This window comes from Paenibacillus sp. p3-SID867 (assembly GCF_025142895.1).
Taxonomy (GTDB): Bacteria; Bacillota; Bacilli; order Paenibacillales; family Paenibacillaceae; genus Paenibacillus_AQ.
This window is the reverse complement of the sequence record NZ_JAMBDM010000004.1, coordinates 328,941-344,487: the sequence shown is the minus strand read 5'-3', so window position 1 is coordinate 344,487 and position 15,547 is coordinate 328,941. Positions and strand designations below refer to the sequence as shown.

The window sequence follows — 15,547 nt, the reverse complement described above, 5'->3', positions numbered from 1 at the left end:
ATTCTGACGGGAACCGTACAGTTAAATGACGGAGTCACCGTTTGTACTTGCCGTACAGGGAGGAATATGTTACTTTTACGACAAAGGAATCGTGGGAGGTCTTTTGGATGGATTGGTTGAAAGAGCGGATCATCAAAGAAGGTGTCGTGTTGTCGGATCAAGTGCTGAAGCTGGATGCCCTGCTGACACATCAAGTAGACCCGGCATTAATTATGGATATGGGCCGGGAATTTGCGGCTAGATTTAAAGAGAGCGGCGTGACCAAGGTCGTTACGCTGGAATCCTCCGGCATTTCTGTTGCATTTGCCGCGGCGCTTGAATTGGGAGTTCCGATGGTATTCGCCCGGCGCAAAAAAACGCTGCTCGCCGATCCAGACGCCTTGTGTGAGCGGGTTCCGTCTTTCACCAAGGGCATTGTCACGGACATTATGGTATCACGCCAATTTATCGGCGAAGAGGATAAACTGCTCTTCATTGATGACATTATCGCAAACGGTGACGCTGCAAGAGGCCTGATCAAGATTATTGAACGGGCAGGGGCAGAATTAATCGGGCTTGGCGTTGTGATTGAAAAGAGCTTCCAGGCCGGAGCGAGAACGCTGCGCGAACAGAATGTTCATGTGGAATCGCTGGTCACCATATCGTCGCTTGAGGACGGCAAGATTACGTTCAGCTAGGTATAGGAATATACCAAACGCTTCATGGCATGTCAGGAGTAGAGCCGAAAGGCAGGACTTCTGTCATGAACGTGTGTACCCTAGCCTCTGCCGTGCGTAATCGTGTAAATTCGTAGTCAATTTTAAGTGGATTTCAGCCTAAAATCACAACAAAATCTTTTCGCCTCCATGATTTTCGCTTATAATAAAGAGGTAGGCAAGAGAGAGGAGGCAGCACCATGGGGAAACAACCTGTAACCGAGCCGTTTTTGATTGAGAAGCTGAATGAAGCAAAGGTACATTTTGAACGTGCTTTGGATTGTAAACATACGGAGTTTGATGATCTATATCCCTATATGATTGAACATCCTCAGTTTTTCTGGTACAAACGCTATGTTGCCTGGTCAGAACTGCTGACGATTGCCGGATTGTGTGAGGAGGTTTCCTTCGAATGGAAGGAACAGTTTACGCCTCAGCAGGTAGAATATATCGAGAAGCGTGTCATGTCTTCAACCGTTCTGGATTTTTGGTACGAGAAGAATGACAGTATCGAGCCGGCACAGCGTTAATGGGTATATAGGACATCTCTTAGTCGGGATGTTTGTCGATATCGCAACGCATTCAAAAGACCTAAATGATCTCATTTAGGTCTTTTTTTGCACAAAGTTTATGAAGGGGGTATGGTGATGATTAGCGATGAAAGACTCGATGAGCTGCGGCTCTCCGGCGAATTGGTCCGGGTTGTCCGGGACGGCTTGGAGACCAATGATATTATAGGCTTTGTTGTAGCCTGGGACCCGGAGCAGGTCATTATACGCCGCAGAAATCGGCGGGTCGTTAAACTGGATCGCCGTTACAGCTACCAGCTTAAAAAGGAACCAAGAGTTAGCCCGATCGAAGAGTAGGCATAGATCTCGAACTCGTCGGACAACTTAACCTCGCATCAAATTTTTGTGGAAGAGGTGCTTTAGGTTATGGAAATGTCCAATGACAAGGTCTCGGCTTACAAGAATGAAATTCTGAATTTGAAGCAGAGCATGCCGGAAATGGCAGAAGCGTATCATCAGTTCACCGGCGTTTGCTTTCAGGATGGCGAACTGGATGAGCGAACAAAGCAGCTGATCGCGCTCGGAATCGGACTGTTTGCCAATAATGAGCTGTGTACCTTCTATCATATGGAAGAAGCCCGTGCGAAGGGAGCCTCGGATGCTCAGATTATGGAGGCTGTAGCCGTGGCGTCTGCCGCCAGTGCGGGACATGCCCTCTCGCAGGGATTGACCCGCGTGCAGCATAATCTTCATTGATTCACGTGTCAGCGATAACCGTCTCAACCGGAGCATTCATGTTCAGTGGGGGAGACGGTTATTCTCTGTTTAAGGCAGCGATTTAGCGGGCGTAAACAGCGGCAGGAGGATGGGCTTGCTCAGAGGACTCGGTCTCGGGCGAAACCAGCCCAAGGTAGGCTCGCATGCGGTCCATCATCTCCTCACGGAAGGATGGCCATAGAATGTTCATCGAACCAATGTAACCCCGACAAGCATATCGTGCCTGGATTCCTTCCTGGTTTTGTCCAATATCATACACCTTGATCGCGCGCTTGGTGAATTCCTGCTTCACCTCACGAAGAAGCACAGCAGCACGCTTTGCGCCATTCCCCACAATCTCTACATACAATTGAGGGCTCTTGAAGACACCGCTCTCCTGAATGATTCGGCAATCCCTTTCAAACACCTTATGAATGAACATCAGCAGCAGGTAACTCTTGATCAATGCACGTTCTTCCGTCGTAACAGCCGGTATGGCCATCAACATCACCGCCTTTATATAGAAAATGGTTATTGAATGAGAACTTATGTTCTTATTTTAACCGAAAAACAGGTTTTTAATCAAGTTTAAAAAAAGTGTTGACTCATTTTGCGCAGCGTGATATTATATATCTTGTCGCCGCTGATAAGGACTTGTCTCCTAATAGCGATGAACATGATACGCGGTCGTGGCGGAATTGGCAGACGCGCACGGTTCAGGTCCGTGTGGGCTAACCCCCGTGGAGGTTCGAGTCCTCTCGACCGCATCCTTATAAAGAAGCTCGTAAACTTGCTTTTTAGCAGTTTACGAGCTTCTTTTGTGTTGAGATTTAAGATGGGGCGGGATGAAAGACTTTAACCAAAATAATGCGATGCCGTTGACAGCCAACGCCGACAAGGTCAAAATTACCGCGGAGCTGCGGAGAAAGCAGCTGCGAGTAAGAAAGCCGACGACCCAACGGTGGCGGGCAAGAAGTTTCTGTGCCTGGGCTGTGCTGAATACAATCACTCTTACATATTTACATACCTTTTCTCAAACAATACGGTTAGGTGTGATTAGCATGAATATGAATGGAAGGGGAGTAACCATGCGGAAGGCATTCAAAAAATTGGTTATCTTGCTATGTACGATATGGATGATCGTGGACGGAGCACAGATCGGATATGGCGCAGGGGTGGCCTCTACCCCTACTGCTGATCCTCCCAATCAGGAAACAGAAGAAATCCACGAAGAATCCGGACGCGGCAGGCGTGATCTGGAGGCGAAAGTTAATAAGCTGGCCGTCATCATTGATGATTTTGGCAATGATCAGAAAGGGACTCAGGAAATGCTGAGTCTTCCTGTTAAGATCACGGTGGCAGTGATGCCTTTTTTGCCGACAAGCGTGAAGGATGCCGAAGCTGCGCATCGGCAAGGGCATGACGTCATCATCCATATGCCCATGGAGCCGAAGCAAGGACGATCTTCCTGGCTCGGACCGGGTGCCATTCTAAGTTCACTAACCGATGAGGAGATTCGTGAACGGATGGAGGAGGCAATCGATTCGGTTCCTTATGCCGTTGGGATTAATAATCATATGGGCTCCAAGGTTACCGGGGATGAGCGGGTCATGTCGATTGTGCTTGATGTATGCAGGGAGAGAGGGTTGTTCTTTATCGACAGCAAGACAAACTACCATAGCGTGATTGGCAAACTGGCCGCGGAGAAGGGGATGCCGTCCATCGCCAACGATATATTCCTGGATGATGTTCATACCGTTCAGCACGTGAGCAAACAGCTTCTGACAGCGGTACAGCATGCGGAAGAGAGAACATCCTGCATTGCAATTGGCCATGTCGGCAAATATGGAATCCGAACGGCAGAAGCGCTGAAAGGAACCATTCCGAAACTGCAAGCCAAGGTGGAGTTTGTGGGTATCAGCGATCTGGTTAGGGAACGATCAAGCTGGCGGCCGAATCCGCTGCCTGCAAATTAGCGTTGGTTAGCAGAACCGAATTTCGCTGTCTGCGTATTAGTGTCAGCAGCAGAACCGGAGTCGGTTTCGGCATGCCGTGAGCAACCGGCGTTAAAAAGATTATCCGACAAAGGTCCGCCCCTATCTTGAACAGCCATAAAAAATGAATAGCCTTCCAGTCAAGGATCCGGTGATTCCATCCCTGTATGGAAGGCTGTACATATGTGTGGAGGCAGTATTCATTTATCGAATGCGGGAATCGGTGAGCTTGAATTGTCCTACCAGTTGCTGCATGGATTTTGCAATAACTTCAACATTGCCCGAAGTGTATCGTACGCTTTCGATTTCCTGTGTAAGCTCCTGTACCTTGCTCTCCACATCCTTGGAAATCTTCCGATTCTCTTTGCTGACCGATGCAATTTTCTCCATAAGCTGAACTACTTCATCAACCGCCTGATGTTTACGAACGTCATCTTCGGCAGCGGCGGCGAGCAGCTCGGAGGCCGCGGAAACCAGCAGGTTTCCTTCTTGCACGACCTTGGTTCCTTCCTTCATTGATTGCACGGCTTGCTGGGCGTCTTTATAGATATGGCTGATAATTAGGTGAACCTCCTCCGTGGACTTTCTGGTCAGTTCGGACAGCTTCCGGATTTCGCTAGCTACCACGGCAAACCCTTGTCCGTGTTCTCCGACCCGTGCTGCCTCAATGGAAGCATTCAGGGCCAGTAAATGGGTTTGGGAGGATATTTGCTCGATGGCGTGCAGCACGCCGGTGACCTCTTGAACGGTACCCATGAAGGTGCGGATCGTCTGATTCGTTTCCTCGACCTTCGAGGAGATATGAGACATCTTGTCTCCGATACGAACCACTTCATGTTTGGCTACATCAATCTGTTCATTGGCTTGCCGTTCCAGCTGACGGAGGGTTCCCCGCATCTGTTCCGCGCTTTCCTTCACGGCATCGATATCCTTCAGCTGGCTGCGCATGCTGCGAATCATCTCGCTAATGTTGCCGCTGACACGCTGAGCGGAAGTCACGGTGACGGCAGTTGTGTCATTCATCACCTGCTGGCTGGCGGAAACATCGCCTGCGGTCAATTTCACCTGCATCATGATGCTTTCGAGGGAGTCGATCATATTGTTGATCCATTGGGCTAATTCGCGCGTTTCGTCCTGATCGAATGGGCGGGTATCCAGGCGCTGCGTCAGATCGCCGGTACCTTCGGCATTCATGCGGATAAATCGGCTCAGGCTTCGAAGTCGATCGGCAATACGCCCGATTTCTTTGCGGCCGATCAAGGAAGAGGCCAGAAGACCAGTGGTCACGCAGGCCAATCCTCCTACAATTGCGGCGAGTGCGGGCGACCCATAAGCAGCAGTAACATAAACAATGAGAGCTATCAGCATACTGGACACAAAAGTGGATAGGCCATGGAGCTTAGCATGTCTAAAGCGGATGCTGCGAACGCGGTAGACCTCTTCCAAATCCCCTTCGCACATCATCCCCCAAACATCCGGACAATGGGGCAAACGGAACGTCAGGCCTTTGCCGATCACCGGAATGTGGCGGTAATCGGAATATCCCGGAAAGGCTACGAACAAATTGCTTCCGTTCGCAATGGTATTGGCTACTCCCGGGTGCAGCTGACCCGTCGCCGGGTCGGTAAAGATGAGCTCAAGCTCGGTATGCTCTTTTACGGAAACAATTCCCCAGTCGGTCGTAACGCCGTCCTTCAGGTTCTCGCCATGGGTAAAGGTTCGGTCTTCAAACCGGCTTCTGGAAAGAGCGGTTCCGGGCGCAATGTGATGATTCATTTCGGTCTTGGCCATGAAAATATAGTTGTCGCCGGAATCAGGGTAAACGTGGCCGGATTCCCGCTGGATTAAATCTCCGATCACGTCATTCGGCACACGGCCGCACAGGATGCCGACAAACGTATCGCCTGTGTAGATGGCATTCATGAACAGGAGCGTCATTTTGTCGTGAAAGGTAGAGGAACGCGGGCCGATAGTTAAGGTAGTGGGATCGGCATACGGTCCAAAGAGCAATTTGCCAGTGTTCGAACCGATAAGATGGGTGATCGCAGCGCCCAGTGTACTGCTAGCGTTATAGGTTGTTCCAATATGTGAGGGGTATGTAGAATATGTGACTTCACCAGAGGAGTTCAATAAGAATAATTCCGTAAAGTCGGTAGCGCGCGAATATAAGGCAGAGAAGAGCTGCTCCTGATTCAACCGGGCGTTTGATGACAAAGGGCGAGAATGTTCGCTGCCGACTTGTGATTGATAGGAATTATCCTTGTTCAGCTGCTCCTTCAGTCGGTCCAGATGTCCCCAATACTCATGACTCCAAGAGAATAGCAGCTCTTTACGCGTTTCTGCAATACCTACGAATATGTCTTCAACATCGTTCTTCATATTACGATTCAGACGCCATGAAATCCAGAGCGGAAGTCCTTGGCGATAGCCAAGCCAGTCAAACATCGCAATCTCCCCCAATTTCCATTTGAGTAATCTATCTTTCTATATGTTAGTTATACTATCATAATATCCTGAAATTTCTATAATTTTTTTCAGTAAAATGATACTTTTTCATCTTGATGTTAACTTAAATGACAGAAAAGAAGGTATGTAGACCTAATTATTGGAGTAGGCAGGCCCTATATATGCAAAAAAAAGCCCCAAATTACAGGGCCGTTAAATAACTGATAATCCCGTCGGCAATGGCTTCAGCGATCTGCATTTGACCGTTGCGGCCGGTTAATAATTTCCGGTCCTCCATATTGCTGAGAAAGCCGGTTTCGACGATGACGGCGGGTACTTGGGTTTGATTCAGCAGATAGTATGGTTTACCTACCATGATGTGATTGTTGTTGCGGTAAACCAGATTCAGCTGCTCTTGGATGGTGTCCGCAAGCAGGGTGCTGCGTCCCTCGGATTGATGCAGCACGATGCCTCCGCGCTTGGACGAGTTCTTCCCCCAATTCACATGAATGCTGACTACCAGCTTGGTCGGGATCTCGCTGCTGAGCTGCTTGCGCTGCGACAGATCACGGCGATGCCTCGAGGAGCTTCGATGCCAACGATTGTCATCGCTAAGCGCGTAATCGGCATCGCGGTTCAGGACGGCACGATAGCCTTCCTTGCGAAGCAGCATGAACAGTCTCCGTGAAATGGCCAGATTAATATCTTTTTCGAGAATTTCACCATACGACGTTCCTCCGTCGATTCCGCCATGACCCACATCGATCAAAATGACATCATGGGCAAAAGGGTGCAGCTGCCTTAGTTCGGACTGGTCGATTTCCTGACCTGAAGAGTGGGTGGATTCGGGCGTTTCGGTCAGAAGCCGGGTTGTCGATATTGGACTTTTATGAACGGCATGCGCTGGACGCGTCATGGCTTGCTCCTTCACTGGATATGCTCCCACAACAGAACCCGGGAGTGCCAGTGTCAAGAGAAGCATCCATACAACGGCTGTCTTAATCATGATGGTTTCCTTCTTTCACGTGAAAATTTCGGCTTTTTTAGAATGTGCATATGGCGGAAAAATCATGCTGTTCAAGTGCGAACGTCTAGAATTGATTGAAATGGAGCAAACTGATACTGGGATGTGGATAAACCAAAAGGAGTTGATTCGTATGGCTAGCGGAGACGAATTGATCAAGTACATTACCGAGCGCGTGGTTCATTTTATAGATACGCCTAAGGACGTTCGGCGTCAGGCGAAGGTGAAGGAATCCTGGACCACAAGGTGGTTCGGCATGATTCCGTTCTCCATGTCGCTATGGAAAGAGGATGTAACCACCAAGCGCAAAAAAAAGGGACGAAGTAACAGCTGATGCATGTTCAATTCATGAAATCGCATTTTGCGAATCGCGTGCGCACGATGTCAGGGTCGAAGTGAACATGGCACTTGAAGGCTATAGTCTCTTCTGCGTGCTGAGTGCACACTTATAAACCGTTTTGAAATAAAGGACGCTGCCCATTAAGGGGCAGCGTCCTTTGTCAGTCATGGCATATGGCATGGGAAAACTCGTATTATTCCGGCTGGGCATAAAATTGCCCTTGTCCGATTAACCGGGATGCCGGGAGGAAACGGAGGGTGTCTGTATTCCGCAAGGGAACCGAAACATAAAGCGCAGCCGGGTTCTCCTGATTCTCGGAGGACCATCGATGCCAGCCCGTTAAGTTAAAAGGCGCGCCGTAGGCGGCATTGCCTTTTGCGGACTTAAATATCAGGGTGGAGTGCTCCTTAAGTAAATTCCGCAGATCGGCGCTGCTTCGGGCTGTGAGATTTCCAGTGGTCAGCCACAGCAGATTATCGTAAGGATCCACGGAGTCGTCGGTTGCGATGGAGGGCGTTCCGGCAAACCAATGACTGGATTTGGATGAAGTCACGAGTCCTTTGGCTGTTGCAGGCAGCGATACGGATACCAGCTTCGTCGTTGAATGCGTCTGCTGGGGCTCATCCGGTAGGGCTTCACTATTTAGTGCATTAAAATAAACCGGCTTCTTGCCGGGCAGCTGGACCTGCCAGACGGGGGACACGTCATACAGCTTGCGCACGGTGCTGCCTTGAGGCAATGACCCTCCAGCCTTCACAAGGCCTTCCGCAGCGAGCCGCTCTTTCAGCGGCGCTTGGCTGTAGGGAAGGGTTGAGCCGATCCCGTATTCACTCAGGATATATCCGCCGTCTTCGCCTGCACTGATAATCATGTATCCTTGCGGTAGTCCTTCATCGGAAATCGTGACTAACCAGCCGTGCGTGCCCGGACCGAGCGGGGTGAACTCGAGTGTTGCTTCGTCCCATGTCGTAAATGGCGCATGGGCCGATAATTGGGCGACAGTCTCCTCGGCAAAGTCCATCAAATTCCCAGGAACCTGAGCTACAGCTTTGTTCTGACTAACCCCTGAAACGCCTGATATGTGATGATCCGCTGTAAGCGGAGTGCCAGTCAGACTGAGGCTGTTCGCAGAATTGGAAACGTCGGCCTGGCTTGCTGCAGCCAAGCTTGCCTGCGGCTGGACCGTGCTGAACCAGAGGATAGTCGTTACAATGATGGAAACAGACAACATTCGATATCGGCTGTTCAGCTTGTTATCGGTTGATTGGGGCTTGAAGTTCTTGAAATCCTTGACATCATGGATATGAAGTTTCATGTTCCAACGTTTCAAATCATTAACCGCCTTTCCTTGGCCCTACGCGCCGTGGATGTGTTGGAATCATCATATCGGACAAGCTCTGCAAAGGCTGTTGCAAGCTGTCGCGGTAGGAGAAGGGAGAATGGTTCTTTTTTTGCCTGCTTTTGTAGAGGAGCGTCATGATGACGCACCCACAGACGAACACAGATGAAATAGACCGCAGGTTATGACGGACAAGCTCACTTTCGGCTCGTACTGCCATTGCATTTCGGACCGGCGGTTCTTATATTGCTCCTCGATGAGCGCTTTTTTCTCTTCATCCTGCTCCTTGAGCAGGTCCTCGTAATAGCTGTCGATCACCAACAGTTCATCTTCAAGACGTTCTCTTGCTTTTGTGGCCCAGTCATAGTCGAGCTTACTTAGCTTATCGATAAGATGGTTCTCCAGCGCATCTACGGCCTGCTGCAAGGTAAGAGCAGCGGGGCGGACGTGAACGCTTTCCGGCAAGCGGGGCGTCAGCTCGCGTCCATCCAGGATCGCCGGGAAGTCTTGGGCAATCGCACGGCTGGATAGCGAGATTCCGAGAAAAAACAATTCCTCCCGCTTCAGATCACAGCTGAACTCTACCTTGAAGCAGACGCCCAGCCACTGCTCATACGGCGTGGAACGGGCTCTTGGACGAGGCTCGGTATCGCGCTGCTGGAACAGATAGACGCATTTGCCTTCCTCTCGGGAAGCATTCCAGATTTGGGCCAGCCGGCTGCTGCCGTAGCCAATGTTCTCCCGCTGAATGCGGCCGGGACCGAGGGTGGGCAGAACCGGAGCATTCCCGTAAAAGCGGGCCAGGAGCGGATCCTGCGTAGGCGAGGCAAGCTGCGCTTTGGCTTCGGCTTCCTTGCTTTCTGCAAGCCGTTCGTCGTATTTTTCCGGATCAAACACGAAATTGAACGATAACGTTTCGGCGGGAGCGCCGGTACGCTCCACGAAACCCCAGTAATACGGGCGGTTGGTGAGCATTTTGTCGGCTTGCGGAGACAGTTTCACGGTGACATGCTCAGGCGATTTTTCAATGACGGTGCATTCGGTGGCTTCCAAATAGGCCATGAAGTGCTGCTGCACCTCCTGCGGCGTCATGGTCATATTAGGCTTCTTCCTCTCTTAGATTATCTTCGACGGTGCTTCCCTGCTCGATATCCTGCTTGATATGGTGAATCGAGTCGCCCAATGTGCTGATGCGCTGGCGGATTTCATCATCGTTGCCGGACTCCAGCATGATTTTGTACAGGCTCTTCTCGATGGACTCCTTCTTCTCGAACCGCTCGAGAATGACATCCAGACCCCCGATGACCATCTCGAACATGTTGATCTTCTCGTGCAGCAGGTTCAGAATGTGCTCTTCAATGGTTCCTGACGTGGACAGGTTGTAGATCTTCACGTCATTGGTCTGGCCGAGACGATGCACGCGTCCGATCCGCTGCTCGACCCGCATGGGATTCCAGGGCAGATCGAAGTTGATCATATGGTGGCAGAATTGCAGATTGATGCCTTCGCCGCCGGCTTCCGTCGCGATCATGACCTGCGCCTTGCCGCGGAACAGATCCATCATCCAGTCTTTCTTGCCGCGGTTCATTCCGCCCCGGTACGGTACGGAGATGAGCCCATGATCGCGGAAATAATTGAGCAGGTATTCCTGCGTGGCGCGGTATTCCGTGAATACGATGACCTTCTCGTTCATTTGCTGGATCAGCTCGATGGTTTTTTCCGCCTTGGTGTTGGCTTTGATAGCCTTGATGAGATAGACGAGCTCCCAGATTTTATCGCGCAGCGGAGAGTCCTCGGGCAGCTTCTTGGACAGATTAACAAGAGTCACGAAAACGGCATCGCGGCTGCTGCACACTTCACGCTGGAGCGTAACAAGGGACAGCATACTGCTTAAATTTCCCCCTGCTGCCTGATACTGATCTTTGACGAAGGACGTGACGCCGTCGTATAATGACTGTTCTTCGGGCGAGAGGCTAAGCCCTACATTGCGGACGGATCGCTTGGTGAATTTCACTTCGCCTTCGCCGCGGCGGTTACGGATCATGACCTTGGACAGCTCATCCTTGAGCTGCTCCTGGTTCTTGGGTCTTCGTTTATCGACAACAAAATTAGCGGCAAACTGCCCTTGGCCTCCAAGCTGGCCCGGCTTCAGCAGGGTGATCAGATTGAAGAGCTCGCTGAGATCATTCTGCACCGGCGTGGCCGTCAGCAAGAGGCAGTATTTTTTGCGCAGCTTTTGAATGAATTGATAGTTGGATGTTTTCTTGTTCTTGAGCTTGTGCGCCTCATCGATGATGAGCATGTCGTACTCCTCGTTCAGCAGAATCTCCTGATGCGGATCGCGCTTCGCCGTGTCCATGGAGGCGACAACGATATCATTGCCCCAGGAGTACGCTTTTTTCTGCGCAATCGCAGGAATGCCGAACTTGGAGTTCAGCTCGCGAACCCATTGCAGCACAAGGGAAGCCGGAACGAGAATCAACACCTTGGATACCAGGCCGCGCACAATGTATTCTTTTAAAATAAGGCCGGCTTCAATCGTTTTACCAAGCCCCACCTCATCAGCGAGAATGGCTCGGCCCGACATCTCGAACAATACGCGTCTGGCGGTATCGGTCTGATGGGGGAGCGGGGATAAGCCGCCTAGGTGCTTGAGGCATTGCAATTCTTCAAAGCTTGTAACGAGACGCGATTTCTCGCCCTCCACGGCAAGCTGGGCCAGACGATAGTCACCCCAAGGTCCGCCCTTGTCCAGTCGACCGGCGAGATCGTCAAACCAGGAACGGTCGATCTGCAATGGAACGGGAAGACGCGCGTCGAAAATCATGCCTGAGTCGGTAGATGGCTGATGAAACATGTCGATCTCCTCCTGTTGTGAAAGATTCCGGGCCAGCGGTGTATATGTAGTATGGACGAAAAAAGAAGTCTTCATAACCTTGCACGGATTCGGAAGGCGTGGAATAACCCAAAGGGCGCACGGTTGCTGGAATTGGATATTTTCATCCTTTTTTTTCATAGGGATGGGCGAAAAAGAGAGCGAGAGGAAGAAAGCGGAAGCTTGCGAGCGGGAGCTTGGATCTGTTGGCTTAATTTTCACATTATCGGCATAGTTAACCTATATATAGTGTAGTATAATGGATTAGTAGCACTATATATGGTGTATATAGTGGTTTTGAATGTTTGACCGGCTACATAACAGGTTATGTTGTTGGTGAGCGCATAACTGCGGAACTTTTTAATTTTATATTTTATATAGGAGGTAGTTGCTCTTGAGTACGATGCAGAATCAGCGGCTGGAAGGTTTAAGCGAGAAGATCTTTTTGGACCGGTATGCCTGGAAGGATGCGGACTCCAACAACGCTAAGGTAGGCGATGTGGTGCTCGTTTTGACGAAGGATGATCCTAAATTTCCGACCAAGGAAGTTGGCGAAATCGTGAAGCGCGAAGGCCGCAAGGTCACGGTGAAGACACGGAAGGGCGAGCTTGTGGAATCGGACGTGGAGAAGCTGACGTTAACCATCGAGAAAACGCCGGAAGAAATGTGGGATCGACTCGCGGCTGCCATGTCATCGGTTGAGGCAACGCCGGAACTGCAGGAAGAGTGGCGCGGGAAGTTCCGCGAGATTCTGGATGATTGGAAGCTGGTGCCGGGCGGACGGATTGCGGCTGGAGCGGGTGCAAGCGATGAGTTGACGCTGTTCAACTGTTACGTGATTCCTTCACCGAAGGACAGCCGGGGCGGCATCATGGAAACTCTGAGCGAGATGACCGAGATCATGGCACGCGGCGGCGGAGTCGGCATTAATTTGTCTTCCCTGCGTCCTCGGCGCGCGATCGTAAGAGGCGTGAACGGTTCCTCCAGCGGTGCGGTATCGTGGGGCGGCTTGTTCAGTTATACGACGGGATTGATCGAGCAGGGCGGAAGCCGCCGGGGCGCGCTCATGCTGATGATTAATGATTGGCACCCGGACGTGGAGGATTTCATTACCGTGAAGCAGACGATGGGACAAGTTACGAATGCGAACCTGTCGGTATGCGTCAGCAATGATTTCATGAAGGCCGTGAAGGAAGATCTGGACTGGGAGCTGGTGTTCCCGGATACTACGGATCCTGACTATGATGAGCTGTGGGACGGCGATCTGGATAAATGGAAGAAAGCCGGACGCCGTATCATTCCATATAAAACAGTAAAAGCACGCGAGGTCTGGCACACGATTATCGAATCCGCATGGAAATCCGCAGAGCCGGGCGTCGTATTCATGGAATACTATAACCAGATGTCCAACAGCTGGTATTTCAACCCGATTATCTGTACGAACCCTTGCGGCGAGCAGGGACTTCCGGGCTGGGGCGTATGCAACCTGTCCGCGATGAACCTGTCGAAGTTCTATGATGAAGCGAACCATGACGTTGCCTGGGATGAGCTGGCTACAACGACACGGTACTCCGTGCGTTTCCTGGATAATGTCATTGACCGGACGCCGTACCATTTTGAAGAAAACGAATTGAACCAGAAAAAAGAGCGCCGCGTAGGTCTCGGAACGATGGGTCTGGCCGAGCTGATGATCAAGCTGAACATCCGTTACGGCAGTCCGGAATCGTTGGAGTTCCTGGATAAGCTGTATGGCTTCATCGCCCGCGAAGCTTATCTCGCTTCCGCCGATATTGCCGAAGAGAAGGGTTCGTTCCAGGCATTCGATGCCGAGCTGTACCTGCAAAGCGGCTTCATGAAAAATATGGCCGAGGTGTATCCGGAAGTTGCCGAAGCGGTGCGTGAAAAAGGCGCACGGAACGTTACCGTCATTACCCAAGCGCCAACGGGCAGCACGGGTACGATGGTCGGAACGTCGACAGGCATCGAGCCGTACTTTGCCTTCAAATACTTCCGTCAGAGCCGACTCGGTTTCGACGAGCAGTTCGTGCCGATTGCCCAGGATTGGCTGGACAGCCATCCGGGCGAAGAGCTTCCGGATTATTACGTCACGGCGATGAGTCTCTCCGCCGAGGATCACATCCGGGTGCAGGCGGCAATTCAGCGCTGGGTGGACAGCTCGATCTCGAAGACGGCCAACTGTCCGTCGGACTTTACGGTTGAAGATACAAAACGACTGTATGAGCTGGCATTCGATTTGGGATGTAAGGGAGTAACGATCTACCGCGACGGCAGCCGTGACGTGCAGGTGCTGCAGACGGAGAAAAAAGAAGATAAGGTCGTCGAAGCGACCACAGCTTCTACTGCGGAAACAGCGCTGGAGCAAAGCGCGGCAGGCCAAGCCGCAGAGGATGCAACGAACGTGGAGCCGGCGGCTGCCAGCGTGGCCGTGACAGCCTCAGCGAGCAAGAGCGGGTTGGATAAGCAATACAAGAAGCGTCCGCAAGTGCTGCGCGGCGCAACCTATAAAATGAACACGCCGTTCGGCATGGCGTATATTACCATCAACGATCTGGACGGTATCCCTAGCGAAATCTTCCTGAACGTCGGCAAGGCCGGTTCGGATGTGTTCGCAATGGCGGAAGCCTTGGGCCGCGTCTGCTCCTTGTTCCTGCGTTACGGAGACCACGGCAATAAGGTGGAGCTGCTGATCAAGCACCTCAAGGGCATCGGCGGCACCGGCGCGATCGGCTTCGGCGCAAACCGCGTGGAATCCATCGCCGACGCTGTGGCGAAGGCGCTTGAGACGCACGTGGCGAACAACGCCGGGGTGGATCATGACCATGATCCGGCACCGGTCGCAGCCACGATGGCGCCTGTCGATGCAGGCGAGGCCGAGGCGACGGCAGCCGCAGGGTATGGCGGACACGGCTCCCACGCAGGCGGCAGCTCGATGTCGCTGGATCTGTGCCCATCCTGCGGCGGGGCATCCTTGATCAATATCGAGGGATGTAAGACTTGCGGGAACTGCGGGTATAGTAAGTGTTCGTGAGGAAGCCGTTAGAACAGGACATTAGCAGCAGGTGTGATATTCCATAATTTTTTGGATTTGTTTCAGAATAAATTAGATAGAAAATTCCAAAAATCCTTAGAAACGATTATTTATTCATTTAATATAATAATTCAGATAAGGCCAGACAACAGGTATTGTTGTTCTGGTCTTTTTGGTTAGGAGGATTATTTTGCTGAATAGACCTTATATTTATGAAGATGAATCAATTGAAGGCTACATAAATAGGGTAGCGGCACTAAATTATCGAACTGAGAACTTACTGAAGTTCCCTTAGACAAATTAAAAAAATAACATATTACAAATTACAAGGTTATCCTTGGCAAAGAGAACTATCCCTGATTGGTTATGAAAAATCGGATCCAATATTGCCCGTATTGTATTAACAATCAGATTTAAAGCCACGCGTCCGGTATACAGTTATAGCCTGATCGCGTTAATGCCAGCATGGTTATACCAAAAAACCAAGACCTGCTGGAGCAGGCCTTGGTTTGGGTGTGATT

At 51.1% G+C, this 15,547-nt stretch carries 13 protein-coding genes and 1 tRNA gene; 8 read left to right on the top strand and 6 right to left on the bottom strand.

Annotated features, from left to right (window positions below; genetic code table 11):
- Nucleotides 1-107 precede the first annotated feature (107 nt).
- From M4D81_RS10705 to M4D81_RS10690, 4 genes are all read left to right on the top strand, one after another.
- Nucleotides 108-677: a xanthine phosphoribosyltransferase gene (locus tag M4D81_RS10705; RefSeq protein WP_071221737.1), complete on the top strand. Its 570-nt coding sequence runs from the start codon at nt 108-110 to the stop codon at nt 675-677.
- Nucleotides 678-895: 218 nt separating this feature from the next.
- Nucleotides 896-1,225 carry a hypothetical protein gene (locus M4D81_RS10700; RefSeq protein WP_071221736.1) on the top strand — a complete coding sequence of 110 codons (330 nt, stop codon included), beginning with the start codon at nt 896-898 and terminating at the stop codon, nt 1,223-1,225.
- 117 nt (nt 1,226-1,342) lie between these two features.
- Nucleotides 1,343-1,561, top strand: coding sequence for a hypothetical protein (locus tag M4D81_RS10695; RefSeq protein ID WP_071221735.1), 219 nt, complete (start codon nt 1,343-1,345; stop codon nt 1,559-1,561).
- A 69-nt stretch (nt 1,562-1,630) separates the two neighbouring features.
- Nucleotides 1,631-1,960 carry a carboxymuconolactone decarboxylase family protein gene (locus M4D81_RS10690; RefSeq protein WP_071221734.1) on the top strand — a complete coding sequence of 110 codons (330 nt, stop codon included), beginning with the start codon at nt 1,631-1,633 and terminating at the stop codon, nt 1,958-1,960.
- Between the two features lie 82 nt (nt 1,961-2,042).
- Here M4D81_RS10690 and M4D81_RS10685 read toward each other — a convergent pair whose 3' ends face one another.
- Complete coding sequence (locus M4D81_RS10685; RefSeq protein ID WP_260066158.1) at nt 2,043-2,462, bottom strand: YhjD family protein; 420 nt, start codon at nt 2,460-2,462, stop codon at nt 2,043-2,045.
- A gap of 181 nt (nt 2,463-2,643) precedes the next feature.
- On the opposite strand from M4D81_RS10685, the gene M4D81_RS10680 reads away from it, so the two are divergent.
- Together M4D81_RS10680 and M4D81_RS10675 are read left to right on the top strand one after the other, a co-directional pair.
- A tRNA-Leu gene (locus M4D81_RS10680) sits at nt 2,644-2,727 on the top strand.
- Between the two features lie 300 nt (nt 2,728-3,027).
- Nucleotides 3,028-3,936, top strand: coding sequence for a divergent polysaccharide deacetylase family protein (locus M4D81_RS10675; RefSeq protein WP_397376678.1), 909 nt, complete (start codon nt 3,028-3,030; stop codon nt 3,934-3,936).
- 222 nt (nt 3,937-4,158) lie between these two features.
- On the opposite strand, the gene M4D81_RS10670 is transcribed toward M4D81_RS10675, so the two are convergent.
- Both M4D81_RS10670 and M4D81_RS10665 read right to left on the bottom strand, forming a co-directional pair.
- The gene (locus tag M4D81_RS10670) at nt 4,159-6,399 is read right to left on the bottom strand and encodes a methyl-accepting chemotaxis protein (protein WP_260066156.1); all 2,241 of its coding nucleotides are present in this window, start codon (nt 6,397-6,399) and stop codon (nt 4,159-4,161) included.
- Between the two features lie 202 nt (nt 6,400-6,601).
- The gene (locus tag M4D81_RS10665; RefSeq protein ID WP_260066155.1) at nt 6,602-7,405 is read right to left on the bottom strand and encodes an N-acetylmuramoyl-L-alanine amidase; all 804 of its coding nucleotides are present in this window, start codon (nt 7,403-7,405) and stop codon (nt 6,602-6,604) included.
- Between the two features lie 151 nt (nt 7,406-7,556).
- Between M4D81_RS10665 and M4D81_RS10660 the strand changes: the two genes are divergently transcribed.
- Nucleotides 7,557-7,757 (top strand): YqzE family protein, encoded by a 201-nt coding sequence (locus tag M4D81_RS10660; RefSeq protein ID WP_071221747.1) that lies wholly within the window; start codon nt 7,557-7,559, stop codon nt 7,755-7,757.
- A gap of 199 nt (nt 7,758-7,956) precedes the next feature.
- On the opposite strand, the gene M4D81_RS10655 is transcribed toward M4D81_RS10660, so the two are convergent.
- The 3 genes from M4D81_RS10655 to M4D81_RS10645 all read right to left on the bottom strand — a co-directional run bounded on the left by M4D81_RS10655 (nt 7,957) and on the right by M4D81_RS10645 (nt 11,959).
- On the bottom strand, nt 7,957-9,093 hold the full coding sequence (locus M4D81_RS10655; RefSeq protein ID WP_260066153.1) for a hypothetical protein: 1,137 nt from the start codon (nt 9,091-9,093) through the stop codon (nt 7,957-7,959).
- Nucleotides 9,094-9,237: 144 nt separating this feature from the next.
- Nucleotides 9,238-10,200: a YqhG family protein gene (locus M4D81_RS10650; protein WP_260066152.1), complete on the bottom strand. Its 963-nt coding sequence runs from the start codon at nt 10,198-10,200 to the stop codon at nt 9,238-9,240.
- Nucleotide 10,201: 1 nt separating this feature from the next.
- Nucleotides 10,202-11,959 (bottom strand): DEAD/DEAH box helicase, encoded by a 1,758-nt coding sequence (locus tag M4D81_RS10645; RefSeq protein ID WP_260066151.1) that lies wholly within the window; start codon nt 11,957-11,959, stop codon nt 10,202-10,204.
- A 421-nt stretch (nt 11,960-12,380) separates the two neighbouring features.
- Between M4D81_RS10645 and M4D81_RS10640 the strand changes: the two genes are divergently transcribed.
- The gene (locus tag M4D81_RS10640; RefSeq protein ID WP_397376677.1) at nt 12,381-15,026 is read left to right on the top strand and encodes an adenosylcobalamin-dependent ribonucleoside-diphosphate reductase; all 2,646 of its coding nucleotides are present in this window, start codon (nt 12,381-12,383) and stop codon (nt 15,024-15,026) included.
- Nucleotides 15,027-15,547 lie beyond the last annotated feature (521 nt).

Excerpts from the sequence above, each read along its gene's own strand:
- M4D81_RS10705 (WP_071221737.1), top strand. The coding sequence starts at position 108 with ATGGATTGGTTGAAAGAGCGGATCATCAAAGAAGGTGTCGTGTTGTCG.
- M4D81_RS10700 (WP_071221736.1), top strand. The coding sequence starts at position 896 with ATGGGGAAACAACCTGTAACCGAGCCGTTTTTGATTGAGAAGCTGAAT.
- M4D81_RS10695 (WP_071221735.1), top strand. The coding sequence starts at position 1,343 with ATGATTAGCGATGAAAGACTCGATGAGCTGCGGCTCTCCGGCGAATTG.
- M4D81_RS10690 (WP_071221734.1), top strand. The coding sequence starts at position 1,631 with ATGGAAATGTCCAATGACAAGGTCTCGGCTTACAAGAATGAAATTCTG.
- M4D81_RS10685 (WP_260066158.1), bottom strand. The coding sequence starts at position 2,462 with ATGGCCATACCGGCTGTTACGACGGAAGAACGTGCATTGATCAAGAGT.
- M4D81_RS10675 (WP_397376678.1), top strand. The coding sequence starts at position 3,028 with ATGAATGGAAGGGGAGTAACCATGCGGAAGGCATTCAAAAAATTGGTT.
- M4D81_RS10670 (WP_260066156.1), bottom strand. The coding sequence starts at position 6,399 with ATGTTTGACTGGCTTGGCTATCGCCAAGGACTTCCGCTCTGGATTTCA.
- M4D81_RS10665 (WP_260066155.1), bottom strand. The coding sequence starts at position 7,405 with ATGATTAAGACAGCCGTTGTATGGATGCTTCTCTTGACACTGGCACTC.
- M4D81_RS10660 (WP_071221747.1), top strand. The coding sequence starts at position 7,557 with ATGGCTAGCGGAGACGAATTGATCAAGTACATTACCGAGCGCGTGGTT.
- M4D81_RS10650 (WP_260066152.1), bottom strand. The coding sequence starts at position 10,200 with ATGACCATGACGCCGCAGGAGGTGCAGCAGCACTTCATGGCCTATTTG.
- M4D81_RS10645 (WP_260066151.1), bottom strand. The coding sequence starts at position 11,959 with ATGTTTCATCAGCCATCTACCGACTCAGGCATGATTTTCGACGCGCGT.
- M4D81_RS10640 (WP_397376677.1), top strand. The coding sequence starts at position 12,381 with ATGCAGAATCAGCGGCTGGAAGGTTTAAGCGAGAAGATCTTTTTGGAC.